Origin of the sequence: Rhodopseudomonas sp. WA056 (assembly GCF_010906995.1) — a bacterium.
Taxonomy (GTDB): domain Bacteria; phylum Pseudomonadota; class Alphaproteobacteria; order Rhizobiales; family Xanthobacteraceae; genus Rhodopseudomonas; species Rhodopseudomonas palustris_G.
This window is the reverse complement of the sequence record NZ_QPFS01000002.1, coordinates 94,513-118,584: the sequence shown is the minus strand read 5'-3', so window position 1 is coordinate 118,584 and position 24,072 is coordinate 94,513. Positions and strand designations below refer to the sequence as shown.

The 24,072-nt window shown below is 66.7% G+C and carries 17 protein-coding genes; 7 read left to right on the top strand and 10 right to left on the bottom strand.

What is annotated here, in order from left to right; translation table 11 throughout:
* From DU475_RS01165 to DU475_RS01145, 5 genes are all read left to right on the top strand, one after another.
* Positions 1-643: PDZ domain-containing protein (locus tag DU475_RS01165; protein ID WP_164630199.1), on the top strand; the 643-nt coding region annotated here is incomplete at its 5' end.
* A 279-nt stretch (positions 644-922) separates the two neighbouring features.
* Positions 923-1,603 (top strand): response regulator transcription factor, encoded by a 681-nt coding sequence (locus DU475_RS01160; protein ID WP_041807979.1) that lies wholly within the window; start codon positions 923-925, stop codon positions 1,601-1,603.
* A gap of 116 nt (positions 1,604-1,719) precedes the next feature.
* Positions 1,720-3,006: a methyl-accepting chemotaxis protein gene (locus tag DU475_RS01155; RefSeq protein ID WP_013503254.1), complete on the top strand. Its 1,287-nt coding sequence runs from the start codon at positions 1,720-1,722 to the stop codon at positions 3,004-3,006.
* 258 nt (positions 3,007-3,264) lie between these two features.
* Positions 3,265-4,710 (top strand): sensor histidine kinase, encoded by a 1,446-nt coding sequence (locus tag DU475_RS01150; RefSeq protein ID WP_164630197.1) that lies wholly within the window; start codon positions 3,265-3,267, stop codon positions 4,708-4,710.
* Entirely contained in the window at positions 4,707-7,679 is a 2,973-nt protein-coding gene (locus DU475_RS01145) for a bifunctional [glutamine synthetase] adenylyltransferase/[glutamine synthetase]-adenylyl-L-tyrosine phosphorylase (RefSeq protein ID WP_164630195.1), read from the top strand. The genes DU475_RS01150 and DU475_RS01145 overlap by 4 nt, the downstream gene beginning before the upstream one ends.
* Before the next feature lie 28 nt (positions 7,680-7,707).
* Here DU475_RS01145 and DU475_RS01140 read toward each other — a convergent pair whose 3' ends face one another.
* Together DU475_RS01140 and DU475_RS01135 are read right to left on the bottom strand one after the other, a co-directional pair.
* Positions 7,708-8,010 carry a hypothetical protein gene (locus tag DU475_RS01140; protein ID WP_047307671.1) on the bottom strand — a complete coding sequence of 101 codons (303 nt, stop codon included), beginning with the start codon at positions 8,008-8,010 and terminating at the stop codon, positions 7,708-7,710.
* Positions 8,011-8,090: 80 nt separating this feature from the next.
* A complete protein-coding gene (locus DU475_RS01135; RefSeq protein WP_047307672.1) occupies positions 8,091-9,113 on the bottom strand; it encodes a helix-turn-helix domain-containing protein in 1,023 nt (340 codons plus the stop codon).
* Between the two features lie 409 nt (positions 9,114-9,522).
* On the opposite strand from DU475_RS01135, the gene DU475_RS01130 reads away from it, so the two are divergent.
* Entirely contained in the window at positions 9,523-12,999 is a 3,477-nt protein-coding gene (locus tag DU475_RS01130; protein WP_142882359.1) for an autotransporter domain-containing protein, read from the top strand.
* 250 nt (positions 13,000-13,249) lie between these two features.
* On the opposite strand, the gene DU475_RS01125 is transcribed toward DU475_RS01130, so the two are convergent.
* From DU475_RS01125 to DU475_RS01090, 8 genes are all read right to left on the bottom strand, one after another.
* Positions 13,250-15,559: a PAS domain-containing sensor histidine kinase gene (locus DU475_RS01125; RefSeq protein ID WP_013503248.1), complete on the bottom strand. Its 2,310-nt coding sequence runs from the start codon at positions 15,557-15,559 to the stop codon at positions 13,250-13,252.
* Between the two features lie 219 nt (positions 15,560-15,778).
* Positions 15,779-17,158 (bottom strand): cation-efflux pump, encoded by a 1,380-nt coding sequence (locus DU475_RS01120; RefSeq protein ID WP_013503247.1) that lies wholly within the window; start codon positions 17,156-17,158, stop codon positions 15,779-15,781.
* 126 nt (positions 17,159-17,284) lie between these two features.
* Entirely contained in the window at positions 17,285-18,253 is a 969-nt protein-coding gene (locus DU475_RS01115; RefSeq protein ID WP_164630193.1) for a zinc-binding dehydrogenase, read from the bottom strand.
* Between the two features lie 45 nt (positions 18,254-18,298).
* The gene (locus DU475_RS01110; protein ID WP_164630190.1) at positions 18,299-19,294 is read right to left on the bottom strand and encodes an NAD(P)H-dependent flavin oxidoreductase; all 996 of its coding nucleotides are present in this window, start codon (positions 19,292-19,294) and stop codon (positions 18,299-18,301) included.
* Between the two features lie 240 nt (positions 19,295-19,534).
* Entirely contained in the window at positions 19,535-20,320 is a 786-nt protein-coding gene (locus DU475_RS01105) for a fumarylacetoacetate hydrolase family protein (protein WP_164630187.1), read from the bottom strand.
* A gap of 156 nt (positions 20,321-20,476) precedes the next feature.
* Positions 20,477-21,457, bottom strand: coding sequence for a 2-dehydropantoate 2-reductase (locus DU475_RS01100; protein ID WP_164630185.1), 981 nt, complete (start codon positions 21,455-21,457; stop codon positions 20,477-20,479).
* A 92-nt stretch (positions 21,458-21,549) separates the two neighbouring features.
* On the bottom strand, positions 21,550-22,827 hold the full coding sequence (frc, locus tag DU475_RS01095; RefSeq protein ID WP_164630183.1) for a formyl-CoA transferase: 1,278 nt from the start codon (positions 22,825-22,827) through the stop codon (positions 21,550-21,552).
* A 116-nt stretch (positions 22,828-22,943) separates the two neighbouring features.
* Entirely contained in the window at positions 22,944-23,675 is a 732-nt protein-coding gene (locus DU475_RS01090) for a GntR family transcriptional regulator (RefSeq protein WP_164630181.1), read from the bottom strand.
* 272 nt (positions 23,676-23,947) lie between these two features.
* On the opposite strand from DU475_RS01090, the gene pqqA reads away from it, so the two are divergent.
* Positions 23,948-24,028 carry a pyrroloquinoline quinone precursor peptide PqqA gene (gene pqqA, locus DU475_RS01085; RefSeq protein WP_013503240.1) on the top strand — a complete coding sequence of 27 codons (81 nt, stop codon included), beginning with the start codon at positions 23,948-23,950 and terminating at the stop codon, positions 24,026-24,028.
* Positions 24,029-24,072 lie beyond the last annotated feature (44 nt).

Here is a 24,072-nt window from a genome sequence, read left to right as displayed (position 1 = left end):
GGTCAGTCGCGGCTGGATCGGCGTGCAGGTGCAGCCGGTGACCCCGGAGATTGCCGACAGCCTCGGCCTGAAGAAGGCGGAAGGTGCGCTTGTCGCCGAGCCGCAGTCGAACGGCCCCGCCGCCAAAGCGGGCATCGAATCCGGCGACGTGATCATCGCGGTCGACGGCACCTCGGTGAAGGACGCCCGCGAACTGGCGCGCACCATCGGCGGCTTCGCCCCCGGCCACTCGGTCAAGCTGACCGTGGTTCACAAGGGCAAGGAGCGCGAGCTGACGCTGACGCTCGGCGAATTGCCGAACAAGATCGAAGCCAGCGCCACCGACCGCGGTGATCGCGGCCGGTCGAGCCAGGGCCTCGATCTGCCGAAGCTCGGCCTGACGCTGGCGCCGGCCAGTTCGGTCGCCGGTGCCGGTAAGGATGGTGTGGTGGTCACCGATGTCGATCCGAAGGGCGCCGCCGCCGACCGCGGCTTCAAGGAAGGCGACGTGATCCTTGAGGTCGCCGGCAAGAACGTGTCGAGCCCGGCGGACGTCCGCGACGTGCTCGCCACGGCGAAGACCGAAAACAAGAACAGCGTGCTGGTCCGGGTACGCAGCGGCGGCGCTTCGCGCTTCGTCGCCCTCCCGATCGCCAAGGGCTGATCGCCCGCGCTGACAGCTTGGAGAGTGTCGCCGGCAATCGTCGCCCCCCAGCCGACGGCGCTGTCCCGGGGACGGGTCGTAACCCGCTCGTCCCCGTCTTTACACCTTCCGGAAGGAGTTCAGCCCCCCTCCGTCGGAAGGTTCAGGCGGGCGGTGGAGTCCCCCAGCTCCATCGCCCGTCCCCCCAATCCGGGGCGCGATCGTGCCGCCTTGCAAGGAGGCTGAAGCCGCGTCATGTTGCAGCAGAGCCCGCAGAGTTTGAAGAAATCCGACAGCAATATGCGTCTGTTGATCATCGAGGACGACCGCGAATCCGCCGATTACCTGGTCAAGGCGTTTCGCGAGGTCGGCCACATTGCCGATCTCGCCGGTGACGGCGAAGAGGGGCTGGCGCTGGCGGAGAGCGGCGATTATGACGTGCTGGTGGTCGACCGGATGCTGCCGAAGCGCGACGGTCTGTCGGTGATCGGCAGCCTGCGCGACAAGGGCAATCGCACGCCGGTGCTGATCCTGTCCGCGCTCGGTCAGGTCGACGACCGCATCAAGGGCCTGCGCGCCGGCGGTGACGACTATCTGCCGAAGCCCTACGCCTTCGCCGAACTGCTGGCGCGCGTCGAGGTGCTGTCGCGGCGCCACGGCGGCCCGGCGGAGGAAACCAGCTACCGGGTCGGCGACCTCGAACTCGACCGGCTGTCGCACCGCGTCACCCGCGGCGGCGAAGAGCTGACGTTGCAGCCGCGTGAATTCCGGCTGCTCGAATACCTGATGAAGCACGCCGGCCAGGTGGTGACCCGCACCATGCTGCTGGAGAACGTCTGGGACTATCACTTCGACCCGCAGACCAACGTCATCGACGTCCACATCTCGCGGCTGCGCGGCAAGATCGACAAGGGCTTCGACCGCCCGCTGCTGCACACCATCCGCGGCGCCGGCTACATGATCCGCGACGGACTGCGCTGACCTTCTCGCGCCGGCCCCATCTTGCCGTCAAGGTATCTAGATGGGGCATCCGCATCGTTTCTTAACTTTCATATGCGAGCGTTTCCCAAACACGACTCATTGGGGATGAACGCCGAATGTTTATGGGACGCCAGAAGAGGCAGGAGCTGATTCAGAAGGCCGAATGGCTCGACACCCTGTCGCTGCACTGCGGCATCGGGCTGTGGGACGCGATCCTGTACGAAGGCGATGCGATGCATCCCAAGGCGCGCTGGACCTGGTCGTCGGAATTCCGCCGGCTGTGCGGCTTCACTTCTGAAGCCGAGTTTCCCAACGCCGTGCAATCCTGGTCGGATCGCCTGCATCCCGACGACGTCGCGCCGACCTTCGCGGCGTTCACCCAGACCTGCCAGACCGGCATCGGCTACGACGTCAAATATCGCCTCAAGGTCAAGGACGGCAGCTATCGCTGGTTCCGGGCGACCGGCGGCGTGGTGCTCGACGACAACCGCAAGCCGCGGCGCGCCTGCGGTTCGCTGGTCGACATCGACGATCTGGTGAAGGCCGAAACCCAGAAGCGCGACTCGATCCATCAGCTCGCCAGCGATTTCGAGAGCGCGATCGGCAAGATCGTCCGGACGGTGTCGTCGGCCTCCGCCGACCTCGAAAGCTCGGCGCGCCAGCTCGCGACCACCGCGGACACTTCGCAGAATCTCGCCAGCAACGTCGCGGCGGCCTCCGAAGAAGCGACCAGCAACGTGCAGTCGGTCGCCACCGCGACCGATCAGTTGTCGTCGTCGATCCGCGAGATCAGCCAGCAGGTCCAGGAATCCGCCAGGATCGCCGGCGAGGCGGTCGGACAGGCGCGCAACACCACCGATCGTGTCAGCGAACTGTCGAAGGCTGCGACGCGGATCGGCGACGTCGTCGAACTGATCAACACCATCGCCGGGCAGACCAATCTTCTGGCGCTGAATGCGACCATCGAGGCCGCACGCGCCGGCGAGGCCGGCCGCGGCTTCTCGGTGGTGGCCGCCGAAGTGAAGGCGCTCGCCGAGCAGACCGCGAAGGCCACCGGCGAGATCGGCCAGCAGATCAGCCGCATCCAGTCGGCGACCCAGGAGTCGGTCGGCGCGATCAGCGAGATCAGCGGCACGATCGAGAAGCTGTCGGAGATTTCCGCGCACATCGCCTCCGCGGTCGAGGAGCAGGGCGCGGCGACCCAGGAAATCTCGCGCAACATCCAGCAGACCGCGCATGGCACCGAGCGCGTCTCCGCCACCATTCTGGACGTCAAGCGCGGCGCGGTCGAAACCGGATCGTCGTCGTCGCAGCTGCTGTCGTCGGCGCAGTCGCTGTCGCAGGAAAGCGGCCGGCTCGAAGATGAAGTGAGCCGCTTCCTCCGCACCGTGCGGGCCTCGTAAAGCGACGCTGTGCCGCCGCTTGCGGCGGCGGATGCGGTGCCATGTCCGGCTATCACTTGCCGAGGCGTCGTCCCACCCGGGCGGCGCCTCGGCTTTTTTCGTGTCCGGGCCTGTGATCACCGTCAGGTATACAAGCAATGGTGCAGGCGCAGTTCGGCTCTCGCTACTTGAACGATTTGTCACTTTGGATTCAGGGCCGAAATGTCTAATTTGCACGCATGAAAACCCTTCGAGAGTATCGCCGCCTGGACGTGATCCGTGACCGCTTTCGGTAAACTGATCCGAACCACGGCGTTCCGCCTGACGCTGGTCTATCTGTTTCTGTTCGGCCTGTTCGCAGCCTCGCTGGTGGCGTACTTCGCCTGGACCACGCGCAAGCTGATCACCGACCAGATCACCACCACGGTGGAAGCGGAGACCGCGGAGATCGAGGACATCTACGGCCGGCGCGGGTTGCGCGGCGTGGTGTTCACGCTGGAGAACCGCGCGCTGCGGCCGGGCGCCAATCTCTATCTCGTCACCACGCCGGCCGGGCAGGCGGTCGCCGGCAATGTCGGCGCGCTGGCGCCGGGGGTGATGAGCAAGCTCGGCTGGAGCGAGACGTTCTATCGGCGGCTCGACGATCAGGAACGCTCCGATCACCGCGCATTGGTGCGCGTCACCGAATTGTCGAGCGGGTTTCGCCTGCTGGTCGGCCGCGATCTCGAAGAGCGGCGCCGGCTGAACAAGGTGGTGCGCTCGGCGGCACAATGGTCGGTGCTGATCGTCGTCGTGCTCGGCCTCGGCGGCGGCGTGTTCGCGGCGCGCCGCGTGCTGCGCAGGATCGACGCGATGACCGGCACGACGCAAAGGATCATGGCCGGCGATCTGTCGGGCCGGCTGCCGGTCGGGCGCAGCGGCGACGAGCTCGATCGTCTGGCGGAAAATCTCAATGCGATGCTGGAGCGGATCGAAGCGCTGATGTCGGGGATGAAGGAGGTCTCCGACAACATCGCGCACGATCTGAAGACACCGCTGACGCGGCTGCGCAACCGCGCCGAGGAGGCGCTGGCGCGCGCCTCCGGCGAGTCCGACTATCGCGCGGCGCTGGAACGCACCATCGAGGAATCCGACGGCCTGATCCGCACCTTCAACGCGCTGTTGATGATCGCCCGCGCCGAAGCCGGCTACGCCAGCGGCGACATGACGGATTTCGACGCCGCCGAGATCGCGCGCGACATCCACGAATTGTACGAGCCGCTGGCGGAAGACGACGACCTGATCCTGAAGGTGGAGGCGTCGCCGTGCCCGGTGCGCGGCAATCGCGAATTGATCAGTCAGGCGCTCGCCAATCTGGTCGAGAACGCGATCAAATACGGCAAGCCGGAGCCGGCGGACGACGCCGCTCCGGTCATCGCCGCCGAGCTGTGGATCGAGGCGCGGCGCGACGGCGATCAGGTGCTGCTCAGCGTCACCGACCACGGCATCGGCATTCCGGAAGCCGACCGCAAGCACGCGATCGAGCGCTTCGTCCGGCTCGAGGCCAGCCGCACGCTGCCGGGCTCCGGGCTCGGCCTCAGCCTCGCCTCGGCGGTGGCGCGGCTGCACGGCGGCGAGCTGCGACTCGCCGACGCGGAGCCCGGTTTGCGCGCCACGCTTGCAATTCCTGCGCGCACGGGCGAAGGACTGGCCTCCGCAACGACTCTCGAACCGGCCCCGGCATGACAGCTTCCGCGATCGACGCGGACATCGACAAAACCGCTTTGGTCGCGCGCTTCGGCGCGGGACCGCGCCTGTACGACCCCGTACTGGCGGCTGAGCGGCTGGCCGGCTGGCTCGGCGATCTGGCGCCCGAACAGGCCGACGCGATCGCGGCGCTCGGCGACGCTTTTCCCGCGGTGAAGACCGCGCTGCTGTCGATCGCCGAAGCCTCGCCGTATCTGTTCGATCTGGTCCGGGGCGATCCGCTCCGGCTGCTGCGCGTGCTGCGGGGCGCTCCGGAACAGAGTCTCGCGAAACTCCTCGAAGATGCCGAGATGTTCGTCGCCGCGGCGTCCGCCGAAGACGAGGTGATGGCGGCGCTGCGCCGGATGAAGGCCGAGGCGGCGCTGCTGATCGCGCTGTGCGACATCGGCGGGATCTGGCCGGTGATGCAGGTGACGCAGGCGCTCACCGATCTGGCCGGCCGCTCGGTGCAGATGGCGCTGCGCTTCCTGCTGCGCCAGGAAGCCGGCCGCGGCCGGATCGTGCCGCCCAATCCCGACTGCCCGGAGCAGGGCTCGGGCCTGGTCGTGCTGGCGATGGGCAAGATGGGCGCCGGCGAGCTGAATTACTCCAGCGATATCGACCTGATCGTGTTCTACGAGCTCGAGGCGCCGACGCTCGCGCCCGATATCGAGCCGCAGCCGTTCTTCGTGCGCGTCACCCAGGGACTGAGCCGCATCCTGCAGCAGCGCCGCGGCGACGGCTACGTGTTCCGCGTCGACCTGCGGCTGCGCCCCGATCCGGCCTCGACGCCGGTGGCGCTGTCGATCGCGTCGGCGCTGGATTACTACGAGCGCGAGGGCCGCACCTGGGAACGCGCCGCGATGATCAAGGCGCGGCCGTGCGCCGGCGATCTCGTCGCCGGCGAGGCGCTGCTGTCGGAGATCGCGCCGTTCGTCTGGCGCAAGCATCTCGACTTCGCCGCGCTCGCCGACGTGCACGACATGAAGCGGCAGATGCAGACCTATCGCGGCCAGACCGAGATCGCGGTCGAGGGCCACAACGTCAAGGTCGGCCGCGGCGGCATCCGCGAGATCGAGTTCTTCGCCCAGACCCAGCAACTGATCGCCGGCGGCCGCCATCCCGAACTACGCGTCCGGCCGACGCTGGAGGCGCTGGAGATTCTGGCGGCGCGCAACTGGATCACCTGGCAGGCGCGCGACGAACTGAGCGAGGCGTATTTGTTCCTGCGCAAGGTCGAGCACCGCGTGCAGATGATCGCCGACGAGCAGACCCACGCGCTGCCCGACAGCGTCGAGGCGATCGAGCGGTTCTCGCGGTTTCTCGGCTACAACAGCCGCGAAGCGTTCGCGCACGATCTGCTCGGCTATCTCGAACAGGTGCAGGGCCATTACGGCAAGCTGTTCGAGGGCGATCCGACCGGCACCGCCAAACTGCCGCCGGTCGACTACGCCGCCGGGCCGGAAGACGCCCGGCTGCTCGATCATCTTCGCACCCTCGGCTACAAGAAGCCGCTGATGGTGGCGACCACGCTGCAGCAATGGATGACCGGCGGCTACCGCGTACTCAAGGTCGAGACCACGCAGCGCGCGTTCCGTGAATTCGTGCCGGCGCTGATCGAAGAGCTGGCGCGTGCCGAACAGCCCGACGACGCCATCAACGCGTTCGACCGGCTGCTGCAGGCGCTGCACCGCGGCGGCCGGCTGATCTCGCTGCTCAGTCAGAACCGCGACCTGCTGACGCTGGTGGCGCTGGTGCTCGGCGCCGCGCCGCGGCTCGGCGACATGCTGGCGCGGCAGCCGCAGATCATGGACGGGCTGATCGATCCGCGGTTCTTCGGCGCGATGCCGGATCAGGCCGAGCTGTCGGCGCGTCTTGCCGTGACGCTGGCGGATGCGGGCTCGTACGAGGAGTTTCTCGATCGGCTGCGGTTGTTCGGGCAGGAGAGCCTGTTCCTGATCGGTACGCGGATCTTGTCCGGCACGGTTCCGACCCAGCAGGCGGCTGTGGCGTTCGCCGACGTCGCCGAAGGCATCGTCGGCACGGTGCACGGCCTCGTCAGCGAGCAGTTCGCCTCGACCTATGGCAGGGTCAAGGATCAGCAGACCGCGATCCTGGCGATGGGCAAGCTCGGCAGCCGCGAGATGACGGCGTCGTCCGATCTCGACCTGATCCTGATCTACGATTTCGACGACGATGCGCCGGACAGCGACGGCGAACGCTCGCTGCACGGTGCGCAGTACTTCGCGCGATTTACTCAGCGGCTGATCTCGGCGTTCACGACGCGGACCAATTACGGCGTCTTGTACGACGTCGACATGCGGCTGCGGCCGTCGGGCCGTGCCGGCCCGGTGGCGTCGCGGCTCGATGCGTTCGCGGCCTATCAGGAACAGGAGGCCTGGACCTGGGAGCATCTGGCGCTGACGCGGGCGCGGGTGATCTCGGCCTCGCCGGAGTTCCGCCGCAGGATCGAGCAGGTGATCCGTGCGGTACTGACCCGCCCGCGCGATGCTGCGATCATCGCCAACGACGTCGCCGAGATGCGCCGCGCGATCGCGCAGGAAAAGGGCGAGGACGACGTCTGGGATCTGAAATATGCCGCCGGCGGCATGGTCGATATCGATTTCATCGCGCAGTATCTGCAGCTCGTGCACGCGCACCAAGCGCCGGACATTCTCCACGCCAACACCCTCGCCGCGCTCGACAACGCGACCCGGCTCGGCTTCCTCGCGCAGTCCGATGCCGAAGTGTTGCGGCCCGCGGCCCGGCTGTATCAGGATCTGACGCAGATCCTGCGGCTGTGCGTCAGCGAGACGTTCAAGCCCGACACCGCCGGCGACGATCTGTTGCGGGTGCTGGTGCGCGCCGGCGACGCTCCGGACTTCTCGTCGCTGGAGGCGCGCGTCAAGGAGACCCAGGCGGAGGTCCGCGCGATCTTCGACCGCCTGATCGGCGGCGAGGGCGCTTAGGGTAGCGTCTCGCGCGCCACAGATTTTTTCAATCGATGAGTTGCGACGATCCGGCGCGATTACTCTTCGCGGCGCCGGCCGCCGGCACCTGTTCGCAATCCATCGAATACACCAGCTTGCCGCTCTCGGTGTAGCCGATCGGCTGACAGCCGGTGACGCAGTCGTCGGCCGGCAGCGCAATCGAGCCGCGCGGCGTCGTCGGCGCATCGTCCTGTCTGGTCATGACGTCCTGTCTGGTCATGACGATGTAACCGATCCCGATCGCAGCACCGACGATCGCCAGTCGAAACATCCAGACCGAGGTCTGGTGGAAGGCGGCACTGAAGTCCAAAGGCCGGGCTCCTCGCGTCAAGGGGTGCCTCGCTCTTACACGGCGGCTTCGAACGCGGACAACCCGGATTTTCGGCTAGCTCAACCGGCCTGCCGCAGCGGATCTCGCGCCACCGCGGTCCACCATTGCTGCACCACCGCGGGGCTGGTGAGCTGGATCGCCAACGAGGCGTCGAGCTGTGCCTTACGGTAGGCGCTGGCGGTGACACCGAACCGGGCCCGGAACGAGCGGCTGAAATGCGCCTCGCTCTTGAACCCGAGATCGGACGCCAGGCGGGACAGCCGCCGCGTCTCCAGCGGATCGGCGAGCGTCGCCTGCACCGCGAGCAGCCGGCGTTCCTGAACGTAGCGCATCACCCCGCCGCGATCGGCGAACAGCCGATACAGAGAGGCGCGCGAGACGTCGAGCTGCTGCGCCAGCCAGTCGGGCGACAGATCGGGCAGCGCGAGGTTGTCGCGGATCAGCGCTTCGGTGAGCGCCAGAATGGTCTCGTCGGCGCTGCGCTGCGGGGCGAGGTCGGCCTCGGCGGTCGGCGCCAGCAGCCGGCGCAGGAAATCGGCGGTCTCGGCCACCGTGGTCGCCACATCGGCCTCGGTGAGCTGGGCACTGCGCTCCTGCAGCGAGCGGATATAGGCGGCCAAGAGGTCGTTGCGGAGCGGATCGAGCTTCGGCTTGAGCGCATGCAGCGGCACGCCGACGAGCAGCTTGCGCGGCACGATCAGGCAGATCGTGTTCGATGCGAAGGCGCGAGTGGAGATCGGGCAGGCGAGATCGATCACCGCGACCTTGCCGGGGCCGATCACGGTCTGCTGCCGCGTCACCTCGCCGTTGAAGCCGCCGGAGACGTAGAGGTGCAGCAGCAGGTGGTCCGGCGTCAGGGCGATGCGCTGGGCGTCGCGGACGAAGTCCTGGGCGTTGAACGCCACCTTGGCGACCACCAGGTCGCCGATGATGATGCCGTAAGCCGAGCCGGTCGGCGTCTTCTTGCTCGGGCCGCAGCGCCGCGGCTCGAACAGCGGCGAGATCACCACGCTCCAGGTCGCGAACGCGTTGGCCTCGTCCAGGCCGGAGGTCACGTAATAGAGGCGGGGAAGGGACGCCATCAGGTCGATTGATCTTGAAGCCGGCTCGATCGGGTCATCGGTATTGTTCTACGGCCGTGGCCAAGTACCTTTAGCCTAGCGGTTTTTCCCGGGAAAGACGATTCGTCCGTGCCTGCCAGCCACACCATGCGGAGACTGTTTATTGCGCGCGCCGCGTGTGCCGGCGCCGCCACGATTTGTCGGCTGGCGCTGCCTCCAGGTTCGGTTTTGAGACGCAAAGTCAAAGGAAACCGCCGCGGCTAACCTGAAACGCGGCGCCGTGCTCTGTCGCGACGCACGAGCATCGATTTAGAACTACGCGAACATCGGGGCGGCTGTTCGTCAGTTCGGCGGCCGGAGCACCGACAGAAGATCAACAGAAGACGGCGCATGCGCGGCTGAGGCGCATGCCAGGCAGGAAGGGAAGTCCGTGAGCACCGTGGGGCGTTATCGTCGTTTGTCGTCGCTGCTGTTGTGTACGACGTTTCTGGTGAGCGCGCCGGGTTCGGCCGCGCTGTATGCGGCGGAGCCCGCTGCCAAGCCGAGATCGACCGCCAGATCCGCGCTGCCGGGCGAGATCAAATCCAGATTCGCCGAGGCATTGCGGCAGGGCGAGCGCGCGCTGATCGCGCAGGCTTACGACAGTACCTATCGCGATCCCGGGCTGCGCGACGCGGTAGTGCGCCACGTCTCCACATTGGCGCCGATGGCGCTCCGCGATGTCACCACGGCGGCCGATCTCGGTGTGCTGACCTCCGGCCAACGCATGGTCCTGGCCCCGAACGCCGCGCAGGTGCTGGCGACCCGCACCGCCTCGGCCTCCGGACTGAGCGCGTCGTCGTATCAGAACGTCGCGATGGCGACCAACAATTCGCCGAACCTGCCGAGCCCGATGCCGTCCCAGCTCGAGCAGACCTGGAACCTCGACCTGATCGGCGCGCAGGGCGCCTACAATCGCGGATTCACCGGTGCCGGCGTCACCGTTACGGTCGCCGATACCGGATTCGACACCACCAATGCGGGCCTCGTCAACAAGCTCAGGACCGATCTCGGCAAGAACTACGTCGTCGAGATCGGCGAGGCGTTCGATCCGAACGACCTGTCGCCGGAGAGTGCGAAGAAGACCGACATCCACGGCTCGCACGTCGCCGGCATTATCGCTGCCGAGAAGTTCGACAACGTCGATGCGCACGGCGTCGCCTACGATGCCAGCATCATTCCGCTGCGCGCGATCACCGAGAAGGGCTACACGACTTACGGGGACGTCGATGCGTCCGCGCTGGCGCTGAATTACTTCGCCGGCCTGAGCGGGACGATGGTGTACAACGCCAGCTACGGCCCGAACTCCGACGGTCTGACCAATCTGCAGCAATGGACCGTCGGAAACATCGACGACGAAGCCAATGCCGCGTTCAATGTTCTGAAAGCCGGCAAGATCATCGTCGCCGCGGCCGGCAACGACCGGATCGACAATCCGGTCGCCGCCCGCAACGCCAACGGCATTGCGCTGATGCCGTTCTTCAATCCGGCGCATGCCGCGCTCGGCGTTTACGACGATCAGGGACAGCAGCTCGACGGAACTGCGCTGCAACATCAGCAGGGGCAGATCATCTCGGTGATGTCTGTCGGCATCACCAAGGCGGCGGCGTCCTATTCGAATCTCTGCGGCGTGACCGCGAGCTGGTGCGTCGCCGCGCCCGGCGGCGACGATGCAACGGGCGCGCTGGTGTATTCGACCGTTCCGGTGAACACCTACGGGTTCGCGCAAGGCACCTCGATGGCGGCCCCGACGGTGTCGGGCGCGATCGCGGTGCTGATCCAGGCCAATCCGAGCTACAACGCCCAGGATCTGTCGCGCCTGCTGTTCTCGACCGCCGAGGATCTCGGTGCCGCCGGCGTCGACGCCGTGTTCGGCTACGGCCTGATCCGGCTCGACCGCGCCACCGACGGCCCGACCACGCTGGCTGCGAACTCCGCCGTTTCGGTCGCTGCCGACCAGACCACCTATTGGAGCCGGCTGCTCACCACCCAGGGCGATTTCTCCAAGATCGGCACCGGCATTCTGACGATCTCCGGCCGCACCGACGCCGGCGGCAACGTGTTCGCGCAGCTCGGCACGCTCGCGGTCGACGGCACGCTGACGATGACGGCGGGCAGCCGGCTCGAGGTCGCGCAGCCGGCGACGCTGGCCGGCTTCGGTACCGTGGCCGGCAACACCGTGATCGCCGGCACGCTGTCGCCCGGCAAGATGGCCAATATCGAAGACCTCGTCAGCAACAACGCGGTGCCGTCCGGTACGGTGCTGGACGGCAACTCTGTCGGCACGCTGACCTTCAACGGCAACGTGACGCTGACCTCGACCGCCACGACGCGGATCGACATCGACGGCTCGCTGATCGTTCCCGGTGGCCCCGGCACCTACGACAAGATCTACGTCACCGGCGCCGGCAACGTGTTCTATGCGGCCGGCACGCTCACTCCGGTGCTGCGCGGCAGCGTCGGCACCGTCAGCGACTACACGCCGGCGATCGGCACCGATTTCGCTTTCGTGCAGGCGACCGACGGCGCCAGCACCGCGGGCAGCTTTTCGACGCTGGTGCAGCCGACCTCCGGCCTGCCGGCCAACGGACGTTTCGACCTGATCTACAATCCGACCTCGATCACCCTGGTGGTGACGCCGTCCAGCTTCAGTCAGCTCGCCGAAGCCGACAAGCTGGCGCCGACGTCGCAGTCGATCGCGCGCATCCTCGACAAGGAACGCGCGGGTGCGGGCGAGATGCCGGCCGCCAACAAGAAGGCGCTGTACGACGCGCTGTACAAGCTCGACACCGAGGCGCAGTTCGACAAGGCGATCGGTCAGCTCGCCGGCCCCGGCCAGCCGGCGATGGCGTCCGCGCCGCTGCAGGCGTTCACCGGCTTCCTCGGCGCGATCGGCGACCGTCAGGACATGCTGTCCTCGGGCAGCGAACTCGGCCAGAACGGCACCGCGCAATCGTTCGCGCTGTCTTATGCGGGCCGCAACACCATGAGCGCCGGCACCAGTTCGGCAATGAACGCGTTCGCCGGCATCTCGCCGGCCGAGCGGGTGCAGGACGGCTGGTCGGTTTGGGGGCAGGGCTTCGGCCGTGACAGCCGGGTCGGCGACAGTGGTGGTCTGTCGGGCTCGAAGGCGGTCAGCGCCGGCTTCGCAGTCGGCGTCGATCGCCGGTTCTCCAACAGCCTGACGGCCGGCGGCGCGTTCGGCTACGTCCGCACCACGGCGACCAGCACCGACATGCAGGGCACCGTCGATACTTACGCCGGCGCCGCCTATGCGAGCTGGACGCCGGGTGCCGCGGTGGTCGACTTCCGGATCGCGGCCGGTCCGAGCCAGATGGCGACCAGCCGGCAGATCCTGCTGTCGCCGACCAGCCTGCAGGGCAACGCCGACGGCGTCGGCGTCGGCACCACGCTGGAAGCGGGCTACCGGTTCGCGATGGGGCGCGACGTGACGCTGAAGCCGTTCGTCGGCGTCAACTGGCAGGGCTTCCGCCGCGACGCCTACAGCGAAAGCCAGCTTCCGATCGGCCTGGTCTATGCGGCGCGGACCTACGACAAGCTGACCTCCACGGTCGGCGCCGCGGTGAGCGGGCGGCTGCACACCACCGACGGCACCACGCTGGTGCCGGAGCTGAAGGTCGGCTGGGGTCACGATCTGCGCGACGCCACGCTGGTCAGCGAGGCGGCGCTGCTCGACAACGCGTTCCTGATCGATGCGGCGCAGCCCGGCCGCGATGCGGCGCTGGTCGGCGCCAAGCTGTCCGGCTGGCGCACCGAAACGTTCCGGATGTTCGCGGCCTACAGCGGCGAATTCCGCAGCAACGCCACCAGCCACCAGGTCTCGGCCGGCGCCCGCGTCAATTGGTAAGCGAAGCTGTTCAGTAACAGCGAAGCCCCGGTTCTGAGCGATCAGAACCGGGGCTTTCTTGCCAGAACACGTCGAGGTTCCGGGTTCGCGAGCTTGCGCTCGCGCCCCCGAACGACGAGCAGGTTGATTAGCTCAGACCCACCGCGAGTCATTCCGGGGCGCGCGCAGCGCGAACCCGGAATCTCATGGGAAGTGGAAGCGATCGTTTTCCCTGCTGAGCAAGGGCAGAGACGTGGCGAGCGAGAAGAGATCAGGCGGCGAGTTGGCGTTGCCGGCAGGCCCGCGGCAGGCTCACCATCACCACGGTGCCTTCGCCGAGCGTCGAGCGCAGGCGCATCGATCCGCCGTGCAGATTGACCAGCGACTTGGCGATGGCGAGGCCGAGACCGGAGCCGTGATAGCTCTTGGTGAGCTGGCTCTCGACCTGCTCGAACGGCTGGCCGAGGCGGCGCAGCGACTGCGGCGGAATGCCGATTCCGGTGTCGGCGATCATCAGCACGATCGAATCCCCGGCGATGCGGCTGCGCACCGTGACGCGGCCGGCGTCGGGCGTGAACTTCACCGCGTTCGACAGCAGATTGATCAGAATCTGCTTGATGGCGCGGCGGTCGGCGACGATCGGAATCTGATCGCCGACCTCGGCCCGCAGATCGAGATGCTTGTGCTCGGCGCGGCCGGCGACCACCTTGAGCGACTCTCCGATCGTCTTGGAAAGGTCGAGCGGCTCCATTTCGAGCCGCATCCGGCCGGCCTCGATCTTCGACATGTCGAGGATGTCGTTGATCACCTCCAGCAGGTAGTGACCGCTGGTCATGATGTCGTGGCAGTATTCCTGATACTTCTCCGAGCCGAGCGTGCCGAACATGCCGCTGCCCATGATCTCCGAGAAGCCGATGATGGCATTGAGCGGCGTGCGCAGCTCGTGGCTCATATTGGCGAGGAATTTCGACTTGGTCTGATTGGCTTCCTCGGCGCGGCGTTTCTCGTCGCCGTATTTGCGGGCGAGGTCGGCGAGCTGGTGCGCCTGCTTCTCCAGTTTGGTCTGCGTGATCTTGAGATCGGCGACGGTGGCGCGCAGCCGCAGGTCGTTGTCGACCAGTTTCTGTTCGTGCGCCTTGATCCTGGTGATGTCGGTGCCGACCGCGACGTAGCCGCCGTCCTTGGTGCGACGTTCGCTGATGTGCAGCCATTTGCCGTCGTCGAGCTGCGCCTCGAAGGTGCGGGCGCCGGGCGCGACGCCGCCATTGTCGCACAGCCGGGTGCGGAGCTGCGGCATCCGGCCGACTTCGAGAATGGTCTCGTAGGAGGTGCCGGGCGAGACCGCGGAGTCCGGCAGCTTGTGCAGCCGCTGGAAGTGCGAGTTGCACAGCACCAGCCGGTTTTCGGCGTCCCACAGCACGAACGCTTCGGGAATGGTCTCGATCGCATCGCGCAGCCGCAGGTCGGCCTCGACCGAGCGTTCGGCGAGGCTCTTCTGTTCGGTGATGTCCACCGCGATGCCGATCAGGTGCTTGTCGGCCGACCCGGCCTCCTGACTCAGCTCGCAGCGCATCCGCAGCCAGATCCAATGGCCTTGCGCGTGACGCATCTGGAAGCTGCGGTCGATGTGGTCGACACGGCCCGCGACCAGCTCGTCGGCGATCTCGAACAGGTCGATGTCTTCGCCTTTCACCAGGGCGTTGACCTCGCCGAAGGTCAGCAGGTCGTTGCGGCTTTCCAGGCCGAGGATCGTGAACATCGACTGCGACCAGAAGATCCGGCCGCGGCTGAGATCCCAGTCCCACAGACCGCAGCGGCCGCGATTGAGCGCGGTGTCGATCCGGCTGCGCACCGCGTCGTTGATCAGGTCGCCTTCGCGAGCCCGGGTCGACTGCCAGTGGAACGCGAAACCGAGAATCAGCACGACGAAGCCGGTGGTCGCCGACAGCGTGACTTGCAGGGCGGTGTCGGATCGGAGCACCGAGCCGGTGTCCTCCTGCACGATCACGACCTGGCCGGGCAGCGATTTCACCACGTGCATCGTCGCCAGCGCGGAGGCGCCCCCCGGCAGAACGATCTCGACGATGCCGCCTTGCTGGCCGGCCTTGGTCAGCGCCGCGGCGCCGAGCACTTCGAAGAACCGGTTGTCGACGGCCGGAGCGCCGCCGATCGGGACGCGCGCCAGGATTCGCTGATCGGCACTGGTGACGATGACGTGGCGTCCTGCGGCGATCCCCCACGACGGAATCAGCGCGGGCAACAGATTCTGCAGCCGCTCGATCGAGGCCGGACGATCGAGCCGGACGACGCCGATATGTTCGAGACGCTCGGCGAGCAGATCTGCGAGCGCGCCGAGATCGCGGTTCATCGCGCCGCGCTTCTGTTTGCTCTGCTCGATGATCTGGACGGCCGCGCCACAGAAGATGGTGACGAGAAACGCGATGATCAGCAAGGGCACCGCGCGCCGAAGCACCGGCTCCGCGTTGAGCAGCCGATGATAGGCGGGTTTAGCGATCGACTGCGCCAATCCTTTGATCGAATCGGATTGAGCGCAGGCGTCCGCCGCCTGCACGCGCGCCATACGTGGCCCCCACCAAGTATCCGTCAGCACTCTTTCGAAGCAGCGAGCGCCGTTCGAATCACGATTAAGATTTGAATCGACTTTTAGCGGGCTGTCGAGAGTCAACGATTCCGGTGATCGGAAAAATTCTTATCCAAAGGTGAATGGCGCCGACATTTTTTCGTGAATCGAGTCCGAAACGAGAACGGGTCGCCGAGATAGTTCGCGAAGACGATCGGCTCAGTCTGCGTTCGGCGGTTCGGCGTGACTGATCACGCGTTTCACCGTCGGGAACTTCGCCCGCAGCTTGCGTTCGACTTCGTCGACGTGCTCGTGCACTGCGATGACGCTCATCGACGGATCGGCATAGCAGTGGAAATTCACGATCTCGCCGGCGTCGGTGTCGCGCACCCGGACGCTGTGGACGTCGTGAATCGCTCCGTCGCCGGTGAGCCCGCGCAGCGCCACGCGAATTTCCTCGACGCGCGACGGCACGGCGTCGGATCCGTGCGGCAGCTCCGGCTCCAGCGGCTCGATGTGGGTGTCGATCTCGACGTCGGTGCCGAAGTCCTCGCGGATGTGATCCTCGAGCTGGTGGGCGATGTCGTGGGCTTCGATCAGCGGCATCTCGCCGTCGACCTCGAGGTCGATGCTGACGATCAGCTTGTGGCCGAGATCGTGCACCGTGACGTGGTGGACGGCGAGGCCGGAATTGCGCGCGATCACCATGATGCGCTCGCGCACGCTTTCATTGTCGCGCGCCACCGGAATCGCCGTGAAGGTGAGGTCGGCATCGCCGAACTCGGCGGTGAGCGATTCCTGGGCCTTGCGATTGATCTCGTCGATGCGGTCGATCGGATAGGTGCGGGGCACTTCGACCAGCGCATCGATGAAATGCGTCGGGCCGACCATCCGGGTGCGCAGCCGCTCGATGCCGACCACGCCGGGCACGGCGGTGATCACGTCGCGCGCTTTCTCCGAGACGCCGTCGGGCGCGCGGTCGAGCAGGGTCTGGATGGTCGAACGGCCGAGCCGCAGGCCGAGCACCGACACGATCACCGCGACGCCGATCGCGGCTGCGGCGTCGCCCCAGGCGAAGCCCAACGCCGACAGCGTCAGGCCGGCGATCACGGCGAACGAGCTGAGCACGTCGGAGCCGAAATGCAGCGCGTCGGCTGCGAGCGCCTGGCTCTTGGTCGCCACCGCAGTCCGGTGCAGCGCCCATGCCCGCCACAGATTGACGACGATGTCGACGCCGAGAATGGCGAAGGCGAGATACGAGAACGTCGGCGGCGGCGCAGCCTCGCTCAGCCGGCTGTAGGCTTCGACCAGAATGCCGCCGGCCAGCACGTAGAGCAGGGCGATGACCCCGAGCGCCGACAGGCTTTCGATCTTGCCGTGGCCGTAGTGATGCGCATCGTCGGCCGGGCGATCCGAGATCCGCACCACGAACCAGGTGATGATGGTGGCGACCAGGTCGATCGAGCTGTGCAGCGCTTCGGAGATCAGCGCCAGCGAGCCGATCGCGATGCCGATGGCGAATTTCGCCGCGGCCATGGAGGCGCTCGCCACCACGGAAATCGCAGCCACGCGGGATTTGGCACTGGCGAAGTCGTTCATGGGCGGGATGTAGCAGTCCGGTGCGGCGCAGAAAAGCCGCGTCGGCAGGCCGGTGCTCGCGGTGCGAATATCGACCTGCGAACTATTCTTAGTTGCTGGCCACGTCCCCCGGGACGGTCGTCGGCGTCAGAGCTTCACGACGATCTTGCCGAGGTGGCGGTTGGCTTCCATGTGGGCGAACGCGGCGCCGATCTCGGCGAAAGGAAACACCTTGTCGATCGGCAGCTTCAGGCTGCGCGACTCGATCGCCGGCCAGATGTCGCCGCGGACCTGGCGGAAGATCTCGCGAATTTCGTCGACGCTGCGGCTGCGGAAGGTGACCCCGACATAGTCGATCCGGCGCGCGGCGTGCAGATCGAAGTTGAAATCCGCATGGGTGCCGCCGAGCCGTCCGACATTGACGATGCGGCCGAGCACGCGGGTTGCGGCGAGGTTCTGGTTGGCGACCTTTCCGGAGACCTGATCGATGACGAGATCGACGCCGGCGCCGCCGGTGGCGGCGAGCACCTGATCGACCCAGCCGTCGCCGGAGGAATCGACCGCGATGTCGGCGCCGAACTGATGCAGCCTGTCGCGCCGGCCCTTGTCGGTCGACGAGCCGATCACCAGCCGAGCACCCTTGAGCTTGGCGATCTGCATTGCCATCAGCCCGACGCCGGAGCTGGCGCCTTGCACCAGCACCGACTGTCCGGAGCGCAGCTTGCCGATCGCCACCACCGCGTTGTGCATCGTGGTCAGGGCGACCGGCAGGGTTGCGGCGTCCTCGAAGCTCATGCCGTCCGGGATCGGCAGCAGCCGGCCGTGATCGGCGAGGGTGTACTCGCCGAACGCACCGGCGGTGGAGCCCATCACCCGGTCGCCGATCTTGCAGCCATAGGCCTCGTCGCCGAGCGCTTCGATCTCGCCGGCGAACTCCATCCCGAGCACCGCGCCGACGCCGCCCGCGGCGCCGTGGGCGTGGCCCTTGGTCATGCCGAGGTCGGCGCGGTTGAGCCCGCAGGCGCGGACCCGGATCAGGACTTGCGGACCTGTCGGCGCCGGCTTGTCGATCTCGGTGATGGCGGCACCGGCGGCGCCGTAGACATAGGCTTTCATCGCAAGCTCGTCCTGTTCTCGCGGCGCCGATCCGGCGCGCGCGTCTTACTCCGCGGCCTCGCGCGCGCCGCCCGAGGTCATGGCTTCGAGCCGGCCGCGGATGATCGCTTCGGCTTCGCGCACGATCCGCGACACCAGCTCGGCGCAGCTTGGAATATCATGGATCAGGCCCTGCACCATGCCTGCCGACCATACGCCTTCGTCGGTATCGCCGTTGACATAGACCATCTTGCCGCGCGAGCCGGCGACCAGCTCCTTGACCTGCTCGAAGGTCGCGCCCTGCTTCTCCAGCTCGATCACCTGCTGGCTGATCGCATTCTTGGCGACACGTGAGGTGTTGCGCAGGGTGCGGAAGATCAGGTCGGTGGAGCGCTCGTCGTTGGCGACGATCTTTTCCTTCACCGCCTGATGGATCGGGCTCTCCTTGGTGCACATGAAGCGGGTGCCCATGTTGATGCCGTCGGCGCCGAGCGCCAGCGCGGCGACCAGGCCGCGCGCATCGGCGAAGCCGCCGGACGCGATCATCGGGATCTTGATCTTGTCGGCGGCGGCCGGGATCAGCACCAGGCCGGGGGTGTCGTCCTCGCCCGGGTGGCCGGCGCATTCGAAGCCGTCGATCGAGATGCCGTCGACGCCCATCCGCTCCGCCGACAGCGCGTGGCGGACGCTGGTGCATTTGTGCAGCACCTTGACGCCGTGCTTCTTGAACTCCTCGACGTGCTCCTGCGGCTTGTTGCCGGCGGTCTCGACGATTCGGACGCCGCTCTCGATGATGACGCGGCGATACTCGGCGTAAGGCGGCGGCTTGATCGCCGGCAGGATGGTGAGATTGACGCCGAACGGCTTGTCGGTCATTTCGCGGCAGCGCGCGATTTCCTTGGCGAGATCATCCGGCGTCGGCTGCGTCAGCGCGGTGATCATGCCGAGCGCGCCGGCATTGGCGACGGCGGCGACCAACTCGGCGCGGCCGACCCATTGCATGCCGCCTTGCACGATCGGGTGCTCGACGCCGAAGGCTTGGGTGAAACGGGTCTTGATCATCTGGATCCCCCTTGGACATTCCGGCGCCTGACGCGCCTGTTGCTGTTGCTGGCGGTCGAGAGATTGCCGAAGCGACGGCGAAATGTCCAATGCGCGGGGAGGGGAGCATCCTCTCACCGAGTCATTCCGGGCGCTCGCGTGAGCGAGCGAACCCGGAATCTCGGCGTTCAAACAACCTCCAGATTCCGGGTTCGCGAACTTTCGTTCGCGCCCAGGAATGACGGCGCGTGTGAATCGGCGTCAGGCTTTCGCCGTCTGACGGAATTCGTTGTGCAGTTCGCCGATGCCTTCGATCGCAATCGTCACGGCGTTGACCGGCTCCTTCATCACCCCGGCGCCGACCGAGGTGCCGCAGCAGATCAGGTCGCCGGGCTCGAGCGTCATGTCGTGCGACAGCCGGCTGACGATCTGATGTGGCCCGAAGATCATGTCGGCGACCGGATAGTTCTGCCGCTCGGCGCCGTTGAGGATGGTGCGGACCGACAGCGCCATCGGATCGAGCCCGGTGGCGATCGCCGGACCGAACGGACCGAAGCCGTCGTAGCTCTTGGCGCGCGTCCATTGCGGAAAGCTCGGATCGCGATTGAGGACGTCGGTCGCGGTGATGTCGTTGACGCAGGTGTAGCCGAAGATGTGCGAAGGAGCGTCGGCTTCGGCGACGTTGCGGCAGCGCTTGCCGATCACGATGCCGAGTTCGCCTTCATACACCACCCGGCCGTCGTAGGACGACGGCCGATTCAGTACGGCGCCGTGCGCGGCGACGCAGGTGGTGGCCTTGAGGAAGTACAGCGGCTCGGGCGGGATCGATTGATCGAGCTTGGCGGCGAGGGCGCGAAAATTATTCCACAGCCCGATGAACTTGCCGGGCGCGCAGGGGCTGAGCAACTCGACGTCGCCGAGCTGCAGCGTCTGCCCGGTCGGATTGTTGACGCCGAACATCTCGCCATCGTGCACGGTGATGTCGGAATGCGCGATGGTGCCGAACCCGATCGCGCCACCCGCGCGAAAACGAACCCATTTGGTCATGGTGGAGTGTTCCTCAACTCGGGATTCATTCCGGGGCGCGCATGACATGCGCGACCCCGGAATCTCGATGGACTAGGCGTGCTAACAATTTCGGGATTCCGGGTTCGCTCGCTGGCGCGAGCGCCCCGGAATGACGGGGCGTGGGACGATGAACCGTCAGTACAGCCCCGCCACCTTGGCGCGCTGGATGACGAGGCCGAGTACGGCGTCGATCGCGGGCGTCGGGATGCCGGTCATCTTGCCCATTTCCTGCACGACCGTAACCAGAGGATCGATCTCCATCGGGCGGCCGCGTTCCAGGTCCTGCAGCATCGAGGTCTTGTGCGCGCCGACCTTGCGGGCGCCGTCGATGCGGCGTTCGACGTCGACGCGGAACTTGACACCGAACGTCTCGGCGATCGCTTGCGCCTCCAGCATCATCGCCTTCGCCAGCGCGCGGGTCGCAGGATCGGAGGCGATGACGTCGAGCGTCGCATGAGTGAGGGCGCTGATCGGATTGAAGCAGACATTGCCCCACAGCTTCAGCCAGATCTCGTCGCGGATGCGGTCGAGGATCGGCGCCTTCAGCCCGGCGGCTTCGAACACTTTCGACAGGTTCTCGACATCGGCAGTGGTTTCGCCCGACGGCTCGCCGATCGGGAATTTGTCGCCATAGACATGGCGGATCACGCCGGGCGCCTCGATCTCGGTCGCCGGATAGACGATGCAGCCGATGCCGCGTTCGGGGCCGAGCTCGTTCCACTGCCGCCCGCCGGGATCGATGCTCTCCAGCGTGCGGCCTTCGAATGCGGCGCCGCCGTGCTTGTGAAAGTACCAATACGGCACGCCGTTCACCGCGGTGACGATGCGGGTGTGCGAGCCGAGCAGCGGCTTCATCGCATCGATCGCGCCAGTGATCGAATGCGCCTTCAGGCAGATGATGATGAAGTCCTGCACGCCGAGCTCGGCGGGCTTGTCGGTCGCCTTCGGTCGAACCACGCGCTCCTCGCCGCCGATCAGCAGCTTCAGGCCGTCGTCCCGCATCGCCTGCAGATGCGCGCCGCGCGCCACCAGGCTGACATCGGCAGCACCGGACTGGGCGAGCTGAACGCCGAGATAACCGCCGATCGCGCCGGCGCCGTAGATACAGATCTTCATCGGAGATTCCCGAGCTCAACGCCAGCAAAGGTCCGGCGAGGGTGGCGACAAGGACCGGCACGACGGCGGTCCGGCTGAGAGGGCGGTGCCGCTTACTCCGCGGCGCGCTTTTGCGGCGGAGCAGTGGCGCCGGATTGGTGAATCTCGGCGAGGTGGGCGTCGCTGTAGCCGAGGACTTCGCGCAGGATTTCGTCGGTATGTTCGCCGAGCAGCGGCGAGCGCTTCACCTCGGTGGGGGAGTCCGACAGCTTGATCGGGTTGCCGACCGACAGATACTTGCCGCGATCCGGGTGATCGACCTCGACGATGGTGCCGGTGGCCCGCAGCGACTGATCCTCGGCGAGTTCCTTCATCGACAGGATCGGGCCGCAGGGAATGTCGTCGGCGTTGAGGATCTCCATGGCCTCGAACTTGGTCCTGGTCATGGTCCATTGCTCGATCCGGGCGAAGATCTCGTTGAGCCGCGACAGCCGCGCCGGCGGCGTGGCGTAGTCCGGATGCGTCTTCCAGCCGGTCTCGCCGATCACATCGCAGATCTTCTCCCACACCGGAGCCTGGGTGATGACGTAGATGTAGGCGTTGGGGTCCTGCTCCCAGCCCTTGCATTTGAGGATGCGGCCGGGCTGGCCGCCGCCGGAATCATTGCCGGCGCGCGGCACCGCTTCACCGAATTCGATGCCTTCTCCGAACTGGCTGTATTCCTTCAGCGGGCCGTGGGCGAGGCGCTGCTGATCGCGCAGCTTGACGCGGCACAGATTCAGCACGCCGTCCTGCATCGCGGCGGTGACGCGCTGGCCGCGGCCGGTATGGTGGCGCTGATACAGCGCGGTGACGATACCGAGCGCAAGATGCAGGCCGGTGCCGCTGTCGCCGATCTGCGCGCCGGTGACCAGCGGCACGCCGTCGCGGAATCCGGTGGTCGAGGCGGCACCGCCGGTGCACTGCGCGACGTTCTCGTACACCTTGCAGTCTTCATACGGTCCCGGACCGAAGCCCTTGATCGAGGCGACGATCATCCGCGGGTTGATCTCCTGGATTTTCTCCCAGGTGAAACCCATCCGGTCGAGCACACCGGGGCCGAAATTCTCCACCAGCACGTCGCAGGCGCGGATCAGCGCGGTCAGCACCTCCTTGCCCTTCGGGTTCTTGGTGTCGAGCGTGATCGACCGCTTGTTGTGGTTCAGCATGGTGAAATACAGGCTGTCCACTTTCGGGATGTCCTGGAGCTGACCACGGGTGATGTCGCCGGAGCCGGGGCGCTCGACCTTGATCACGTCGGCGCCGAACCATGCGAGTAGCTGCGTGCAGGTCGGGCCGGACTGCACGTGGGTGAAGTCGAGAACGCGAACGCCGTCGAGCGCCTTGGTCATGGTCGTGCTCCTGTTGTCTCCTGCGCGCCGAAGCGGCTCTTCTCCCGTCAGTGCATCCGCCGCAGCGATCCGCGACGGACGTCCTTGTCATGTCACGTCCGCCGGTCGTCGCCGCGTCAGGCGAACAGCTCCTGGCCGTGAGTCTCGACGTAGGCGGCCAGCCGCAGCGTGTGATCGCGCGCCAGCTTTTCGGCGAGTTCGGTGTCGCGTGCTTCCAGCGCTTCGATCATCGCCAGATGCTCGGGCAGGGAGGCGGCGATGCGCTCCTTGCGGCCGATGGTGAGCTGGCGATAGCCGCGGACGTGGATCAGGATGTCGTTCGTCATGTCGACCAGCACCGGCGACTCGCTCAGCGAAATCAGCGTCTGGTGGAACACGATGTTGGCGCGCGAATACTCGTCGATGTGGTCCTGCGGCAGCCGGTCGGGGCCGAACTCCTTGAACACGTCGCGCAGCGCCGCGATGTCGCGCTTGCGCGCCACGATGGTAATCAGCCGCGCCGCCATGCTCTCCAGCGCCGCCCAGGCGCGGATCATGTCGACGATCTCCGCCTTGGTTCGGCGCACCACGACGATGCCCCGCCGCGGCACCGCCTTCACCAGCCCTTCCTGTTCGAGCATCGCGATCGCTTCGCGGATCGGCGTGCGGCTGACGCCGAGCTTGTCCGACAGCGCGCGCTCGTCGAGCATCACCGGCTCGGGCGTGGTGTAGATGTCCATCTTCAGGATCGCCTGCTTCAGCGCCGCGTAGGCCTTGGTCTTGAAGCTGGTCTCCGGCGCCAGCCGCACGATGCCGAGCTCGGTTTCGGCTGACGACTCGCGCGGCGCGGGGCGGGTGCGTGCGGTCATGGATCTCCCGGCGCGTCCGTTGTGAGGGGCATTGGCGCAAGTTTGGCATGCCAGATGCCAGGACGTCAAGGCGCGTGGCGTGGACTTTCTGAACCGGACAGACGCCCGCGGCATCTGTGGCATACCAAAGGTGAGGCTGCGGGCTGCCCACGTGGCGCTTTGTCGCCGTGGATTGATCGCTGCGCCGCGCAACGAGGTTTGCTTGCGCGGGTTATGAAGCAGACCTATCCTCGTGCCATTGCGGCATCAGACCAGCAACTCGGGAGGACTTCATGGCCTGGAAGAAACCGGAAATCGTCGAAATCGCGGTCGGCATGGAAATCAACATGTACGCCTGCGCGGCGCGCAAGTAATCGACTCGCAGCTTGGTGTAGCGACGGCGAACAGCGCGATCGGC

What these genes read in the sequence shown, in the direction of transcription:
- DU475_RS01125 (WP_013503248.1), bottom strand. Translation starts at nt 15,559, where the DNA reads ATGGCGCGCGTGCAGGCGGCGGACGCCTGCGCTCAATCCGATTCGATC.
- DU475_RS01105 (WP_164630187.1), bottom strand. Translation starts at nt 20,320, where the DNA reads ATGACCAAATGGGTTCGTTTTCGCGCGGGTGGCGCGATCGGGTTCGGC.
- frc (WP_164630183.1), bottom strand. Translation starts at nt 22,827, where the DNA reads ATGACCAAGGCGCTCGACGGCGTTCGCGTTCTCGACTTCACCCACGTG.
- pqqA (WP_013503240.1), top strand. Translation starts at nt 23,948, where the DNA reads ATGGCCTGGAAGAAACCGGAAATCGTCGAAATCGCGGTCGGCATGGAA.
- DU475_RS01110 (WP_164630190.1), bottom strand. Translation starts at nt 19,294, where the DNA reads ATGATCAAGACCCGTTTCACCCAAGCCTTCGGCGTCGAGCACCCGATC.
- DU475_RS01160 (WP_041807979.1), top strand. Translation starts at nt 923, where the DNA reads ATGCGTCTGTTGATCATCGAGGACGACCGCGAATCCGCCGATTACCTG.
- DU475_RS01090 (WP_164630181.1), bottom strand. Translation starts at nt 23,675, where the DNA reads ATGACCGCACGCACCCGCCCCGCGCCGCGCGAGTCGTCAGCCGAAACC.
- DU475_RS01155 (WP_013503254.1), top strand. Translation starts at nt 1,720, where the DNA reads ATGTTTATGGGACGCCAGAAGAGGCAGGAGCTGATTCAGAAGGCCGAA.
- DU475_RS01115 (WP_164630193.1), bottom strand. Translation starts at nt 18,253, where the DNA reads ATGAAAGCCTATGTCTACGGCGCCGCCGGTGCCGCCATCACCGAGATC.
- DU475_RS01135 (WP_047307672.1), bottom strand. Translation starts at nt 9,113, where the DNA reads ATGGCGTCCCTTCCCCGCCTCTATTACGTGACCTCCGGCCTGGACGAG.
- DU475_RS01145 (WP_164630195.1), top strand. Translation starts at nt 4,707, where the DNA reads ATGACAGCTTCCGCGATCGACGCGGACATCGACAAAACCGCTTTGGTC.
- DU475_RS01100 (WP_164630185.1), bottom strand. Translation starts at nt 21,457, where the DNA reads ATGAAGATCTGTATCTACGGCGCCGGCGCGATCGGCGGTTATCTCGGC.
- DU475_RS01120 (WP_013503247.1), bottom strand. Translation starts at nt 17,158, where the DNA reads ATGAACGACTTCGCCAGTGCCAAATCCCGCGTGGCTGCGATTTCCGTG.